At 63.2% G+C, this 14,075-nt stretch carries 17 protein-coding genes; 10 read left to right on the top strand and 7 right to left on the bottom strand.

Annotated features, from left to right (window positions below):
• Nucleotides 1–8 precede the first annotated feature (8 nt).
• On the top strand, nt 9–362 hold the full coding sequence (locus tag JG743_RS11070; RefSeq protein ID WP_202300228.1) for a DUF1428 domain-containing protein: 354 nt from the start codon (nt 9–11) through the stop codon (nt 360–362).
• Nucleotides 363–431: 69 nt separating this feature from the next.
• Nucleotides 432–1,019: a dihydrofolate reductase family protein gene (locus tag JG743_RS11065; RefSeq protein ID WP_202300227.1), complete on the top strand. Its 588-nt coding sequence runs from the start codon at nt 432–434 to the stop codon at nt 1,017–1,019.
• 4 nt (nt 1,020–1,023) lie between these two features.
• Here JG743_RS11065 and JG743_RS11060 read toward each other — a convergent pair whose 3' ends face one another.
• Nucleotides 1,024–2,658, bottom strand: a complete 1,635-nt coding sequence (locus JG743_RS11060) for a tetratricopeptide repeat-containing sulfotransferase family protein (RefSeq protein WP_202300226.1) — start codon at nt 2,656–2,658, stop codon at nt 1,024–1,026.
• 242 nt (nt 2,659–2,900) lie between these two features.
• Nucleotides 2,901–3,308, bottom strand: a complete 408-nt coding sequence (locus tag JG743_RS11055; protein WP_202300225.1) for a Kazal-type serine protease inhibitor domain-containing protein — start codon at nt 3,306–3,308, stop codon at nt 2,901–2,903.
• A gap of 514 nt (nt 3,309–3,822) precedes the next feature.
• On the opposite strand from JG743_RS11055, the gene JG743_RS11050 reads away from it, so the two are divergent.
• From JG743_RS11050 to JG743_RS11040, 3 genes are all read left to right on the top strand, one after another.
• Nucleotides 3,823–4,035, top strand: coding sequence for a cold-shock protein (locus JG743_RS11050; protein WP_006202520.1), 213 nt, complete (start codon nt 3,823–3,825; stop codon nt 4,033–4,035).
• Between the two features lie 350 nt (nt 4,036–4,385).
• Nucleotides 4,386–4,598: a cold-shock protein gene (locus JG743_RS11045; protein WP_006202521.1), complete on the top strand. Its 213-nt coding sequence runs from the start codon at nt 4,386–4,388 to the stop codon at nt 4,596–4,598.
• Nucleotides 4,599–4,793: 195 nt separating this feature from the next.
• Complete coding sequence (locus JG743_RS11040; RefSeq protein ID WP_202300224.1) at nt 4,794–5,222, top strand: BA14K family protein; 429 nt, start codon at nt 4,794–4,796, stop codon at nt 5,220–5,222.
• 99 nt (nt 5,223–5,321) lie between these two features.
• On the opposite strand, the gene JG743_RS11035 is transcribed toward JG743_RS11040, so the two are convergent.
• The 3 genes from JG743_RS11035 to JG743_RS11025 all read right to left on the bottom strand — a co-directional run bounded on the left by JG743_RS11035 (nt 5,322) and on the right by JG743_RS11025 (nt 7,454).
• The gene (locus JG743_RS11035) at nt 5,322–5,963 is read right to left on the bottom strand and encodes an MBL fold metallo-hydrolase (RefSeq protein ID WP_202300223.1); all 642 of its coding nucleotides are present in this window, start codon (nt 5,961–5,963) and stop codon (nt 5,322–5,324) included.
• A 133-nt stretch (nt 5,964–6,096) separates the two neighbouring features.
• Nucleotides 6,097–6,414 (bottom strand): hypothetical protein, encoded by a 318-nt coding sequence (locus JG743_RS11030; protein WP_202300222.1) that lies wholly within the window; start codon nt 6,412–6,414, stop codon nt 6,097–6,099.
• 146 nt (nt 6,415–6,560) lie between these two features.
• The gene (locus JG743_RS11025; RefSeq protein ID WP_202300221.1) at nt 6,561–7,454 is read right to left on the bottom strand and encodes a branched-chain amino acid aminotransferase; all 894 of its coding nucleotides are present in this window, start codon (nt 7,452–7,454) and stop codon (nt 6,561–6,563) included.
• Nucleotides 7,455–7,687: 233 nt separating this feature from the next.
• Between JG743_RS11025 and JG743_RS11020 the strand changes: the two genes are divergently transcribed.
• The 5 genes from JG743_RS11020 (at nt 7,688) to JG743_RS11000 (ending at nt 12,871) form a co-directional block, all read left to right on the top strand.
• A complete protein-coding gene (locus JG743_RS11020; RefSeq protein WP_126058698.1) occupies nt 7,688–8,221 on the top strand; it encodes a MarR family winged helix-turn-helix transcriptional regulator in 534 nt (177 codons plus the stop codon).
• On the top strand, nt 8,208–8,927 hold the full coding sequence (locus JG743_RS11015; protein WP_126058697.1) for a response regulator: 720 nt from the start codon (nt 8,208–8,210) through the stop codon (nt 8,925–8,927). The genes JG743_RS11020 and JG743_RS11015 overlap by 14 nt, the downstream gene beginning before the upstream one ends.
• Before the next feature lie 50 nt (nt 8,928–8,977).
• Entirely contained in the window at nt 8,978–10,393 is a 1,416-nt protein-coding gene (locus JG743_RS11010; protein WP_202300220.1) for a sensor histidine kinase, read from the top strand.
• Nucleotides 10,394–10,600: 207 nt separating this feature from the next.
• Nucleotides 10,601–11,623, top strand: coding sequence for a glycosyltransferase family 4 protein (locus JG743_RS11005; RefSeq protein ID WP_202300219.1), 1,023 nt, complete (start codon nt 10,601–10,603; stop codon nt 11,621–11,623).
• A gap of 303 nt (nt 11,624–11,926) precedes the next feature.
• Entirely contained in the window at nt 11,927–12,871 is a 945-nt protein-coding gene (locus JG743_RS11000; protein WP_202300218.1) for a hypothetical protein, read from the top strand.
• A gap of 60 nt (nt 12,872–12,931) precedes the next feature.
• Here JG743_RS11000 and JG743_RS10995 read toward each other — a convergent pair whose 3' ends face one another.
• Together JG743_RS10995 and JG743_RS10990 are read right to left on the bottom strand one after the other, a co-directional pair.
• On the bottom strand, nt 12,932–13,291 hold the full coding sequence (locus JG743_RS10995) for a tRNA-binding protein (RefSeq protein WP_202300217.1): 360 nt from the start codon (nt 13,289–13,291) through the stop codon (nt 12,932–12,934).
• Nucleotides 13,292–13,309: 18 nt separating this feature from the next.
• Nucleotides 13,310–13,810: a YbjN domain-containing protein gene (locus JG743_RS10990; RefSeq protein WP_202300216.1), complete on the bottom strand. Its 501-nt coding sequence runs from the start codon at nt 13,808–13,810 to the stop codon at nt 13,310–13,312.
• Nucleotides 13,811–14,075: the final 265 nt, after the last annotated feature.

The following is a 14,075-nucleotide window of genomic DNA, read 5'->3' as shown; positions in this document are numbered from 1 at the left end:
AGAACCCCATGTCCTATGTCGATGGTTTCGTGCTGGCCGTGCCGAAGGCAAAGCTCGACGACTACAAGAAGCTGGCCAACCTCGCAGGCCCAATATGGACGGAACACGGCGCGCTCGCCTATGTCGAATGTATCGGCGACGATGTGCCCTATGGCGAGCTGACCTCGTTTCCGCGTGCCGTTCAGGCCAAGGAAGACGAGATCGTCGTCTTCGCCTGGGCGGTCTATGAATCGAGGCAGAGCCGCGATGCGGTGATGGCCAAGGTGATGGCTGATGACCGCTTCAAGCCCGACTGGGGGACGATGCCCTTCGACGGCAAGCGCATGATCTTCGGCGGCTTCCAGCCGTTCATTGAACTGTAGACCGGGCATTCCGATGCAACGGCAGAACGCGAAACTCGTCTCGATGTCTCGAAAAAATAGGACCGACTTATGCGCAAGCTGATCGTTTTCAACAGCATATCGCTCGACGGCTATTTTACCGACGGGCACGGCGCCATGGATTGGGCGCACAGCCAGGACCCGGAATGGAACGCCTTCGTCGCCAACAATGCCAAGGGCGGCGGCATGCTGGTGCTAGGCCGCGTCACCTATGACCTGATGATCCAGTTCTGGCCAACGCCACTGGCCGCACAGATCGCGCCGGTGGTCGCCGAACGAATGAACTCCATGCCGAAGGTCGTGTTTTCCCGCACGCTCGACACAGCCAGTTGGAACAACACCGAGTTGGTCAAAAGCGGTCCAGCCGCGAAGCTCCGGGAACTGAAGCAGCAGCCGGGCAATCATATGACCATCCTGGGAAGCGGCAATCTCATCGCCCAATTGGCCGAGGAAGGTCTGATCGACGAATACCAATTCGTCATCGTCCCGGTCGTGCTCGGCTCCGGCAGGACGATGTTCGAAGGCATCGGCAAACGGCTCGACATCAAGCTGAGCCGATCGCAGACCTTTGGCAATGGCAACGTCTTTCTGTGCTACGAGCAGAAGGTGCAAGCCGATCAGCTCAAGGCATTGGCCTGATTGTTCAGCCTAGCTTGTCGAGCAGCGGCTTCAGCCTGTCGCCATAGCGCTTCCACAGGTCGACCGAGCCCTGGTACATCGGCTGGCGCACCTGCGCGGCGGAGGCCGTGCGCACGGGACGGTCGGTCTCGTGGAAGGACAGCACCTTGTCGTCCCAGGGCAGGCCGAGATGCGCCATCAGCGCTCGCGTCTGCCTTTCCTGGTCGGCGACGAAATCCTCATAGTGCACATCGTGCACGACGCCCGGCAGCACATCGTGCCAATGCGCCATGATGTCGGTGTAGAGATTGTGGAAGTCGGCGAGCTCGCCGAGGTCGTAACCATAGCGGTGGCTGTCGCCGCGGAAATGCACCTTGTAGATCGACAGGCAGGTCGCCGCCGCGTCGCGCGCGCAATGGATGATCTTCGCCTTCGGCAGCATCAGATGGATGAAGCCGACCAGCAGGAAGTTGCCGGGCATCTTGTCGGTGACATGGCGGAAGCCCGGATAGCGGGCGTGCAGCATGTCGAGATAGGCCTCGCCCGCCTCGGCAAAGGCCTTGTCGGCCATGTCGGCGATGCCTTGCGGAAGGCCGCCCTTCATGGTGAGCGGGAACTGCTTGCCGACCGCCGTCTTCAGGATGCTGAGCTCGCCCGCGCCATAGACCTGCGGATGGCTGGCGATGATCTGCTCGACCAGCGTGGTGCCGGAACGCGGCATGCCGACGACGAAGATCGGCGTGTCGTCGGCGATGGCGCTCGGCCTGTGCTTTTCAAAGAAGGCCTTGTCGAAGGTCGCCTTCATCGCCTCGAATTCGTCGCGTGTTCTGGCGGCATCGTAGTCGATGCCGGTACGGCGTATGGCGTTGCCCTCGGCGAAATAGTCGAAGGCGCGGGCATAGTCCTTGAGGTCGTCATTGGCCTTGCCGAGGCCGAAGGAAAGCTGCATGCGCGCCAGGCTTCCCTGCGGCGCCTTGGCGTGCTGCGCCTCCATGCCGGCGAGCTCGGCGTCGCGCTCGGTCTGCCGCTTGACCTGCGTCAGCAGCAGCCAGGCCCTGGCCATTGCGGGATCGATCGCCAGCGCCTGCCGGGCAAGGCCGGCGGCCTCGTCCAGCTTGCCCTTCTCCATCATGCCGACGCCCAGCCCGTATAGCAGGTCGGCGTCCTTCGGCCGGATCGCCAGCGCCTCGTGGAACACCGCGATCGCCTCGTCCAGCCGTCCCGCCTCCTGTAGCGTCTCGGCCAGCCCGACACGGGCGCGCGCATGGAACGGGTTGCGCCCGATCGTGCCGCGATAGATGTCTTCGGCGCCCTCTAACTGACCGAGCTGCTTCAGCGCCGAGCCGAGATTGTCGCGTGCAGCAAGCTGGTCGGGCCGCAGGGCGACCGCGCCGCGGAAGAAATCGGCGGCAGCAGCGACGCGGCCGAGGTCTCGCATGACCGTGCCCGTATTGTTGAGGAAATCAGCATTCTTGGGCTGCAGCGTCACCGATTGTTCGAGGAGGTCGAGCCCTTCGTCGCTCCTGCCGGTCTGATGCAGCAAAAGCCCCAGGAAATGCAGCGCCGCGGCATGGTCCGGCTTCTGCGCCAGCACCTGCCGGTAGAGCGCCTCGGCTTCCTGGCGACGCCCCGTCTGATGCAGTTGCAGTGCCTTCTGCACATAGGGATCGAGCGGGCTCGCCGAACCCGACCTGGAACCCGCGTTTGCCGCTCTTCTCTGATCTCTGTTAATGGGAAACCTGCCGTGTTTGTCCGCTTGCCGGACCTAAGCCATGCGGCCGGCAGTTTCAAGACGCACGAGCTTCGCCGGTCGCTGATGGAATTGCCCATCTCCTCGGCAAAAGGAGATGGGCTCTGCCATTGCAGGGACCTCGCCGCCCGGGACGGTGAGGTCTTGTGTTCTCAGCACGGCCCCTCGTCGACGATGCGATAGTCCGCGGCGCGGGCCTCGCAGGCATTCGGGAAGGTGCGCAATTGCCCACCGCGGCGGCCGCAGACCGGAGCGTATTCGCGGGTGCAGAATGTCGGCTCGTCACCGCCGCCACCTCCACCGTCGCGGCATGGGCCATCCCGCACGATGCGATATCCGGCCCGATCGGCAAGGCAGGCATTGGCGAAGGTCTGGCGGTCGCCGCCGCGTCGGGCGCAGACCGGCTCATACTCCCTGGTGCAGAATTGCGGCTCCGGCCTTGGCGGCCGCGGGCGCGGCCCCGGTCCTTCGTCCACCACCACCGTGCAGGCAGCAAGCAGTGCCGACAGGAACAGGAGAGCAAAGCCCTGTCGCGAGAAAAGCGTCGCAAGAAATTTCATGAAAACCTCCCGGCGCATGGCTCCGAAGATCATGCGCAAATCAGAGTGCAATGGACCCCGCTCCCGCGCAAAACGCGCCTGCCGATCCTCGCCATTCCTCTGACAAATGCAACCCCCGTTTGCGGACGACATGGCGCTGCCGCAGGCGCTGTCCAGCCATACGGCAGAGGCCGCTGGACCATGCGTGGCCGGGCTCTGGCCGATGACCGGGCATGGGGCCGGGTCTATCGAGGCGCTGCGTCGGGTGCGCCCATCGGGCCCACCCGCGGCGCTGTCTTGCAACCATCACGTTTCCGTGCGATAAATTCCGTGTTCGGGCATTTGCGACCCGGAGAGCGGAACGTTTTGGACGACCTTTCCCCGATAATGTGAATCTCTGACGGCCCCGTTTTTCGGCGGGGGGTTTGACCATGCGCCAATGCATGACTGCCGAAGCAACCACCGGGACATGCCCAAGGCGCCAGCGGCGGGCAAACCATATTAAGACTGACACGGGTGAGAGGAGTTTCCCCCAATGGCCCAGACCGGCACCGTAAAGTTCTTCAACGCCACCAAAGGCTTCGGCTTCATCACGCCTGACGGCGGCGCCAAGGATGTGTTCGTCCACATCTCGGCGATCGAGGCTTCGGGCCTGCGCACGCTGGTCGATGGCCAGAAGGTCACCTTCGACGTCGAGCCCGACCGCATGGGCAAGGGTCCGAAGGCGGTCAATCTCCGCGCCGCCTGATCGGTTGGCCTAAGCATCGGCCCGCGCGGAGGAGCGATGGGCGCTGCGAAGGTCGTGAACCGGCTTCCGAGCCGGAGCTGAATTCTCCGAGGCGCGACGGGTTACCGTCGCGCCTTTTCCATGCCTGACGCAAGGCATCCAAAGGGTGCCGCGCACTTGAGCTAACAGCCTGCACCAAAACAATAATTCAAATCGCAGCGCGCAAAGCGCCACGGACGCAAAGCGCCCCATAGATGCCTGCCGCCCGGCGCAAAAACTTTCTCTTGCCGATAGCGCTAAAATAAAGGACAAATTTCCACTCGGGCATTTGCCGGCCCGAGACTGACTTTATGGGATCAAAGGAGCTTCCCATGCCGCAGACCGGCACCGTCAAGTTCTTCAATCATGCCAAAGGCTTCGGCTTCATCACGCCGGACGATGGCGCGAAGGATGTCTTCGTCCATATTTCGGCCGTGCAGGCGTCGGGTCTTCCCGGTCTTGAGGATGGGCAGAAAGTGACATTCGACACCGAGCCGGATAAGCGCGGCAAGGGTCCGAAGGCCGTCAACCTGTCGATCGGCTAGGCCGGTCGAAGACAGATCTGACGGAGGCTGATGAGGCGAGTACGCTCTCGCCGAGCCTATGATTTTGCCGCCTGCAATCGACCTGTCGGGTCGAATTCCGTTCAGCCTCCGTTCAGCCACGGTCTTTTATTAACCTTCGCTAAAGCCGGTTCGTATCCCCCCGAAATACACGGGCCGGCGTGAAGGAGACCAACGATGAACCGAATTCTCAAGACCGCCATTCTGTCCGCGGGCATCGCCGCGACCACATTGGCTTCCCTGCCGGCGGCCCATGCCGATGACTGGCGTTGGCGCCGTCATCATCATGACCATGGCGACGCCCTCGCCGCCGGCGTTGTCGGCCTTGCGGCTGGCGCCCTGATCGCCGGTGCGCTGAGCAACCCGCAGCCCCGCTACAACAGCTATTACGAGCCAGGCTACGACGACTATGACTACCGCTATGTGCGGCCGGCTCCGGTTCGCCGCTATTATGCGCAGCCACGCGTCGTCTATGCCGACCGCTACGCCGAGCCGTGGACGCGCGACTGGTATGAATACTGCTCGGACCGCTATCGCACCTTCAATTCCCGCACCGGCACCTTCACCGGCAATGATGGCGAGCAGCACTTCTGCGTCGCTAACTAGGGCTTCCCTGCCCCAAACAAAAAGCGCTGACCGCAAGGCCAGCGCTTTTTGTTTTGAGCCGATTTCCGGTCCGTTGCCCGGTGCGGGGTGTGTTGAGATTCAGGTCAGGAACGGGTTGGTCCGACGCTCCTCGCCGAAGCGGCCGCCGGGGCCGTGGCCGCAGATGAAGCCGATGTCGTCGCCGAGCGGCAGGAGCTTCTCCTTGATCGAGGCGATCAGCGCGGCGTGGTCGCCGCCGGGCAGGTCGGTGCGCCCGACCGAGCCGCGAAACAGGACGTCGCCGACATGGGCGAACTTGGCCGCGCGGTTGTAGTAGACGACATGGCCCGGCGCATGGCCGGGGCAATGCAGGACCTCGAACGTGTGCTCCCCGAACGAGACCGTCTCGCCCTCGGTGAGGAAGCGGTCCGGCACGCAGTTGCGCACGCTATCGGTGATGCCGAAGCGCTTGGCCTGGTTTTCGAGATTGGCGAGCAGCGGCCGGTCGGCCTCGTGCGGGCCGATGATGTCGACGCCGAGCGCTTCCTTCAACTCCATCGCGCCGCCGGCATGGTCGATATGGCCATGGGTGATCCAGATCGCGCCGGCCCTGATGTCATTGTCCTTCAGCACCGCCAGCACCCTATCGATGTCGCCGCCGGGATCGACGACCACGCCTTGCCTGTCGTCCATGTCGAACAGGATCGTACAGTTCTGCTGGAAGGGCGTGACCGGCACGATGCCGGCGTTGAGCTGACCCATGATCGTCCTTTCGCTGTGTCCTCCCCGATGTAGAGGCTGAGGCCAACGGCGTCCACCGCCGGCGGCAATGCTGGGGGCCGAAAACGAAAAGGGCGGCCGAAGCCGCCCATGTGACAAGACCGAGGCCTCGTGGCTACTTCTTCATTGCGTTCAGAACCGCGCCGATGATGCCGGTCAGGATGGCGCCGCCGCCGGCGCCGCCGACGATGTTCGGCAGATTCAACGCGCTGCCCAGTCCGCCTGCCGCCGCAGCCGCCGCTGCCGGATCGATCGTGCCGCCGCCGAGCAGGCTGCCCAGGATCGCCGCGCCGCCGACGCCGCCGATGGCTCCGCCCAGGATCTTGGGAAGCTGACCCAACGCCGCTTGCTTCAGCGCCGCGCCCACTGCCTGACCACCGATGATACCCGTAATCACCTGAACAATGATCGGAAGAAGCGTGTTCATGTCCATATTAGCAGTCCCTCCATGACTGTCAGCCTCCCGGGGCCGACGCCATCATGAGACGCTGAATTGTTCGAAAGTCAAATGCACTGAGGCTTAAATAAAAGGGGCGGCCCGAAAACCGCCCCTGCAAGACAAAAAAGCTGTGACTATCGCTATTCTGCGGCGATCGCCTGCTTTGGTTGCACTGCAGCAGAATAGTCATTCATCAGCGTCTTGGCGATCTCGCCAACCTCGAATCGGTATGGACCGATCTCCGAAACCGGCGTCACTTCAGCAGCCGTGCCAGTGAGGAAGCACTGTTCGAAGCTTTCCAGTTCTTCCGGCATGATGGCACGCTCTATCACCTCCAGACCACGCTCCTTGGCGAGGCCGATGACGGTGCGGCGGGTGATGCCGTCGAGGAAGCAGTCGGGCTTCGGCGTGTGGATCTTGCCGTCCTTGACGAAGAAGATATTGGCGCCGGTCGCTTCGGCGACCTGGCCGCGCCAGTCGAGCATCATGGCGTCGGCATAGCCCTTTGCCTCGGCGGCGTGCTTGGAGAGTGTGCAGATCATGTAGAGGCCGGCGGCCTTCGACTTGGACGGCGCGGTGCGCGGATCGGGCCGGCGCCATTCGGCGACGTCGAGGCGGATGCCCTTCAGTTTCTGCGCCGGATCGAAGTAGCTCGGCCATTGCCAGATGGCGATGGCGCAGTTGATGCGGTTGTTCTGCGCCGAAACACCCATCTGCTCGCTGCCGCGCCAGGCGATCGGGCGCACATAAGCATCCTGGAACCCCTGCTTCTTCAGCAGCGTGCGGCAGGCGTCATCGAGCTCGGCGACCGTATAGGGGATCTTGAAGCCGAGCAGACGCGCCGATTCATGCAGGCGCTCGGTGTGCTCGGTGAGCTTGAATATCTCGCCGCCATAGGCGCGCTCGCCCTCAAACACGGCGCTGGCATAGTGCAGGCCATGGGTCAGCACATGGATCTTGGCGTCGGCCCACGCGACGAACTCGCCGTTCATCCAGATGAAGCCGTCCAATTGGTCGAAAGGAACGGATGCCATGCAAACCTCCCGCGGACGCAAGTCCGCACATCGTTGTCGTATCAGCCGCGGCACGCGGCCGGTGTCCGGAAGCGTAGGCGGATATCAAATGTATGGCAAACTCAGGAAGTTCCGGAAAAACGGCCTCCCCTTGCCTTTTCGTTCGCAATCCGCCGAAAAGCTTGTCAGAAATTACCATTGCCGGGAAATTACGTCAATAGTACTGACATAATTCCCCTTCGCATGGAGACAAGATGACGGATCAAAGCCACGCCGCCGGGAAACCGATCAGGACCGCGATCACCGACGAGGACGGCATCGACTTCGCCATCATCGAATTGCTTTTCTTCGCCTATCGCGACTTCACCTCCGATCCGGACCAGATTCTGGCCGACTACGGCTTCGGCCGCGCCCATCACCGTGTGCTGCATTTCGTCAACCGCAGGCCGGGGCTCACGGTCGCCGAATTGCTCGACGTGCTCAAGATCACCAAGCAAAGCCTGGCGCGCGTGCTCAAGCAGCTGATCGACACCGACCATATCGTCCAGTTGCAGGGTCCGCGCGATCGCCGCCAGCGCGAACTTTACCCGACCGCCAAGGGTCGCGCCCTGGCATTGGCGCTGGCGCGGCCACAGTCACGCCGCATCCGTGCTGCATTGGAGGATTCCGGAGCCGCCGACCGCGCCTCGATCGAACGTTTCCTCGAAGCGATGGTCAATCCGGAACTAAGAGCGCAGATCGACATTGTGCCTGCGAAAATATCGGGGAAAAGCCATGGAGACCATTGAGAGGGTTGATCATCCGACAGCACCGGACGATGACGCGCCGCATTTGCTTGTGGTCGATGACGACACCCGTATCCGCAACCTGCTCAAGCAATACCTGTCCGAAAACGGCTTTCGCGTCACCGTAGCCGGCAATTCCGGCGAGGCCCGGCGCAAGCTTGCCGGCCTCGATTTCGACCTGCTCGTGCTTGACGTGATGATGCCGGGCGAAACCGGTGTCGACCTCACCAAGGCGCTCAGGGCAGAGAAGAACGTTCCGATCCTCATGCTGACGGCGCTGTCCGAAACCGACAGCCGCATCACCGGACTGGAGGCTGGCGCCGATGATTATCTGCCGAAGCCCTTCGACCCGCGCGAGCTGATCCTGCGCATCAACAACATCCTGCGCCGTGGCGGCCCGGTGGCGACTCCCAAGGTCGAGCAGCTTGTGTTCGGCCCCTATACCTTCCAGATCGCCAGACGCGAGCTGAAGCGTGGCGGCGAGGCGCTGAAGCTGACCGACCGCGAGCAGGAAATCCTGGCGATCTTCGCCGCGCGCGCCGGCGAGACCATACCGCGCCATGAACTGGTCGGCGACGAGTCCGACGTCGGCGAGCGCACCATCGATGTCCAGATCAACCGCTTGCGCCGCAAGATCGAACGCGATCCGTCCAACCCGGTCTGGCTGCAAACGGTGCGCGGTATTGGGTATCGGCTCAGCGTGGAATAGAATATTTGTGAGGCCCTTTGCTGAATGGCCGTTGACGAGCGGAAGGGCGGATGGCGACCTCGCAACTGGAAAGGCCGGGAAATGACGGCTTGAGCGGTCGCGCGACGCGCCTGCTGAAGGCGATGCCGCGCGCCTGGAACCGCTTCTGGCGCCTGGTCGCGCTCTACATGCCGAAGCGGCTCTACGCCCGCTCGCTGATCATCGTTATCGCGCCGATGATCCTCTTGCAGTCTGTCGTCGCCTTCGTCTTCATGGAGCGCCACTGGCAGACGGTAACCCAGCGCCTGTCGCAGGCGACCATCGCCGACATCGCCGCCATCATCGACATGATGGAGACCTATCCGCACGACGCCGACTACGCCAACATCATCCGCATCGCCCAGGACCGCATGCAGCTGAAAGTGGATCTGCTGCCGCCCGACCCGCTGCCGCCCCCCGGGCCGAAGCCGTTCTTCTCCATTCTCGACACGGCCCTGTCGTCGGAGATCACCAGGCAGATCAACCGCCCCTTCTGGATCGACACGGTCGGCAACTCCAACGTCGTCGAGGTCCGCGTCCAGCTCGAGGGCAAGGTGCTGCGCGTCTTCGTGCGCCGCAGTCAGGCCTATGCCTCGAACACCCACATCTTCCTGATCTGGATGGTCGGCACCTCAGGGGTGCTGCTGATGATCGCGATCCCGTTCCTGCGCAACCAGATCCGGCCGATCCTGACGCTTGCCGAGGCCGCCGAGAGCTTCGGCAAGGGCCGGCCGATGCCGCGCGATTTTCGACCGCGCGGCGCCGAGGAGGTCCGCCGCGCCGGCTTTGCCTTCATCCAGATGCGCGAGCGCATCGAGCGCCAGATCGAGCAGCGCACCGCCATGCTCACCGGCGTCAGCCATGACCTCAGGACCATCCTCACCCGCTTCAAGCTGCAGTTGGCGCTGGCCGGCGGCAAGGCCGAGACCAAGGCGGCGCTGGACCAGGATATCGACGACATGCAGTCGATGCTCGAGGGCTATCTCGCCTTCGCCCGCGGCGAGGCGTCGGAGGACCCCGGCCGTTTCGATCTCGACGCCTATTTCCAGAAGCTCGGCGAAGAGGCCGCGCTGCGCAAATGCAAACTGTCGACGACGCTCGTCGGCGACCCGCACGTGCATGTGCGGCCGAACGCCTTCGCCCGGCTGCTGTCCAACGTCATCGGCAATGCCTTCCGCTATGCGAAGACCGTGGCGATCAACGCCGACCACAGAGGCGGCTCGCTTCTGGTCACCATCGACGACGACGGGCCGGGTATCCCGCCGGAAAAGCGCGAGGAGGTGTTCAAGCCCTTCCTGCGGCTCGACGAGGCGCGCAATCTCGACGCCAGCGGCACCGGCCTTGGGCTCTCCATCGCTCGCGACATCGCCCGCAGCCATGGCGGCGACATCTCGCTGGAGGACGGTCCTCTCGGCGGCCTGCGCGCGGTGATCAGGGTTCCTGCCTAGCGCCAAAGAACTACGGCTTCATCCGCTCGTCATGAAACCATGGTGAAGAGCGCGCATGAAGCGCGCGACCACAGTTGATTCGACCCTGCCGCCCCCATTCGAGCCCGTACCCTTGAGGGTGCGCTTGAGCGAGGCGCAGGCTGCCGCCTGGTCGCCGTTCCGTCATCGCACAAAGGTAAAAGACGACCTTTCCGGCAAAGGGGCGCCATGCGCATATTGATGGTCACCGACGCCTGGAGCCCGCAAGTCAACGGCGTCGTCCACACGCTGGAGCGGCTCGCCGAAACGCTGAAGGCCTTCGACGTCGAGCTGGATTTCCTGACCCCGAACATCTTCCGCACCCTGCCGCTGCCGACCTATCCAGACATCCGGCTGGCGCTGACGACGCCCGGCAATGTCGCGCGGCTGATCGATCAGCGGAAGGCCGACCACATCCACATCGTCACCGAGGGCCCATTGGGCTTCATGGCCCGGCGCTATTGTCGAAACACCGGCCGCCCGTTCACCACCAGCTATCACACACGCTTTCCCGAGTATCTCAGCGCCCGACTGCCGGTGCCGGAGAGTTGGGCCTATCGCTGGCTGCGCGATTTCCACAATTCCGGACAGGGAACGCTGGTCGCCACCCAATCGCTGGCCGACGACCTTGCCGGGCGCGGCTTCAACAAGCTGAGGCCGTGGACGCGCGGCGTCGACACCGATCATTTCCGGCCGGACAAGCGCAAGGACATGGGGTTCGCCGGCCCGGTCTTCCTCTGCGTTGGCCGCGTCGCGATCGAGAAGAACCTGGGCGCCTTCCTCGACCTCGATTTGCCCGGCAGCAAGGTCGTCGTCGGCGAGGGACCGGAGCTGGCAAAGCTCAAGGCGCGCTATCCCAACGCCCATTTCCTCGGCCACCGGCCGAATGACGAGTTGGCCGAGATCTACGCCTCGGCCGACGTCTTCGTCTTTCCAAGCCGGACCGACACCTTCGGCAACGTCATCATCGAGGCGCTGGCCAGCGGCACACCCGTCGCCGCCTATCCGGTGACGGGCCCGATCGACATCGTCGGCGACGGTGTCGGCGGGGCGGTGTCGGAAGACCTGCGCGAGGCAGCCCTTGCCGCGCTTCACGTCGACCGCGCCGAAGCGCGCCAGCGCGCCATGCGCTACAGCTGGAAGGCCTGCGCCGAGATGTTCCTCGACACGGTCGAGGAAGCGCTGGGAACAACGCGCAAGCTGGCAGCCTGATCGAGCCGGCGCGCCGGATGCGGTGAGATTCAGGTCAGCCGAGCCGAGAATGGCAGGCTCGGCGATGCGGACCGGAGGCAGTTGTGTAGCCTCTGCAGCGCCGCCCGCTCGTGCGTTTTCCTCAGATGATTAAAAACTTCGGCAATTTGCCAATGCCTTTGGGCAAGTCTTCCGCGCGAAGTTGTTGAGACATCCCGGGAGATCGCGCACCGGCGAACTTTGTGCCCGCGATCTGCTCCTTGCGAGAGCTTGTGCGAAAGGTCCTCGCGGTGCATTATTCTGCCTGTGTAGTTCCCTGCGGGATTGACGCCGATTTCAACGCTGGACGAATTGCCTGCGGTATCGCCGAAACGTCGCCTCCTGCGCATCGGCAAGACCGTTGCGAGGGTGTTCGGCTATTGCCGTGCGAATGCCTGGCCACTCTTCGTGGCCGCCTGGTTTCCCTGCTTTCTCACGACGCTCTGTCTGACGGCGCTTGCCCTCGTTCTTTTTGCCGAGGGGCAGGCGCCCGCCTGGCTTCTCTGGCTTCTATCGCGAGGCTTTGACCCCAGGACCTGGCTTTCTCTGATTGTTCCCGCGCCTTTCTCGGCGATGGTCCTTGCGTTCGTTCTGGACCGCATGGCAAACGCGCCCGAGCACGGCCGTGTCGTCGTTCGGCGCGGCATTGAAAGTGTCAAACGCTTCGCCATCCCGGGCCTGCGCTTCGAGCTCAGCCGGCGGATCCTCCTGGCTGCGTTGCTTCTTGCGGCCATCCAGCTTGTTTGCGGCTTTGCGGTCGACGGCGAGCACAGACTGCTTGTTGCCGGCCTGCTGGCCACACATGACCTGCCGCTCAGCCCTGAGGACATCGCGCCCTGGGCCGCGGCGATGGGCGCCTTCAACCTGTTCGCGGGTGGTTTGGTATTTGCCTGGACTTATCTGTTCGTCGGCGATTTTCTCTGGACGGGATCGTTTGATCCAATCGGCTGCTGGCGTGCGCTCGACGGCAATCATCTGCGTTTCGTCGCCATAATGTTCATCGTTCTCGCAACAGTTGCCATACTCAAATATGGGCTGATCCTGGCCGCGGGCTTGATCCTAATTCCCGCGGATGGCGCGTCGCACTCCATCCTTATGCTGATGCATTTCGGACTCGCCTGGCCGTTCGACGTCCTGCATCTCGTGCTCTCGGCCGCAACGGTCGGGACCATTCTCGGCGCGTTTCGGCCCCCAGCTATCGCCTCAATCCGGCCGGCTGCGGCGCAATGATGGCGCTTGCCGGGGCTTCCTGGCAGAACTGCGTAAATGACGGCGGCCTGCCCGCTGATTTTAGAAGAGCCGCCCGCCGTCCGGCACCTTGCGCTCTATGGCGCCGAGCACAACTGCGCCCTCCTCGTCGGGGAAACCGAGCGTCAGCACTTCCGACATGAACGGGCCGATCTGGCGCGGCGGGAAGTTGACCACCGCGAACACCTGCCGGCCGATCAATGTCTCCGGTGCATAGTATTTGGTTATCTGCGCCGACGATTTCTTCACCCCGATCGCCGGGCCGAAATCGATCTTCAGCTTGATTGCCGGCTTGCGCGCCTCGGGAAAGGGCTCGGCCTCGATGATAGTGCCGGCGCGGATGTCGACCCGGTCGAAATCGGCGAAGCTGATCTCCGGCTGGCGCGCGCCACTCGAACTCATGACGGATCCTGATTTCGCTCAGGCTGTGCCGTAGGTCTCGAACAGAACGCCAGCCAGCGCGTCCTTGGCGGACGTGTCCGACCAGACCACGAACTGGAACGCCTGGAAATAGCATTCGCAGGCCTCCAACGCCGACGACAGCAGCACCTCGACCTGCTGGCTCGACGGCTCGACCCCGCCGGCAAGCAGCAGCGACTGGCGGAACATGATCGCGCCTTCCTGCTCCCACAGGTCGAAATGGCCGAACAGCATCTGTTCGTTGATCAGCGACAGCAGCCGCATCACCTCCAGCGCGCGCGCCTCAGGCACCTTGATGTCGAAGGCGCAGGCCAGGTGCAGCGCCTCGAAATCCTCCATCCAGGAGAAGGAGACATGATAGTCGGTCCAGCTTCCCGCCACCGAAATCGAAATCTCGTCGTCGCCGGCGCGCTCGAACGACCAGTCATTGTTGTGAGCCACCTGCTCGATGACGTCCACCGGGTGGATTTCGCGAGAGAATTCGAGTTCGAGAAGTTCCATGGATGCTTCCTGTGTTCAGGGGAGCGCCGCACGCTCCGCGGGGCACACACGACGAACAATCTTGTCTAGAACTCGGACGGCCAGGAACTTCTCAAACGCAAAGACCCCAGACCGGACCCCACCGCCCGGCGCATGACCCTGCTTCGAATCATGCAACAAATTCAGTCTATTGATCGGGAGTCGCGTGACCAGCCCAATTTTTCGCACTGCGTCATTCGCATGTGGAAAGGCGCTGTCGCGATGATTCATGCAATGCCGGTAAGCG

Source organism: Mesorhizobium sp. 131-2-1 (genome assembly GCF_016756535.1).
Taxonomy (GTDB): Bacteria; Pseudomonadota; Alphaproteobacteria; order Rhizobiales; family Rhizobiaceae; genus Mesorhizobium.
The sequence above is the reverse complement of the archived record's forward strand: the minus strand, read 5'-3'. Positions and strand labels throughout refer to the sequence as shown.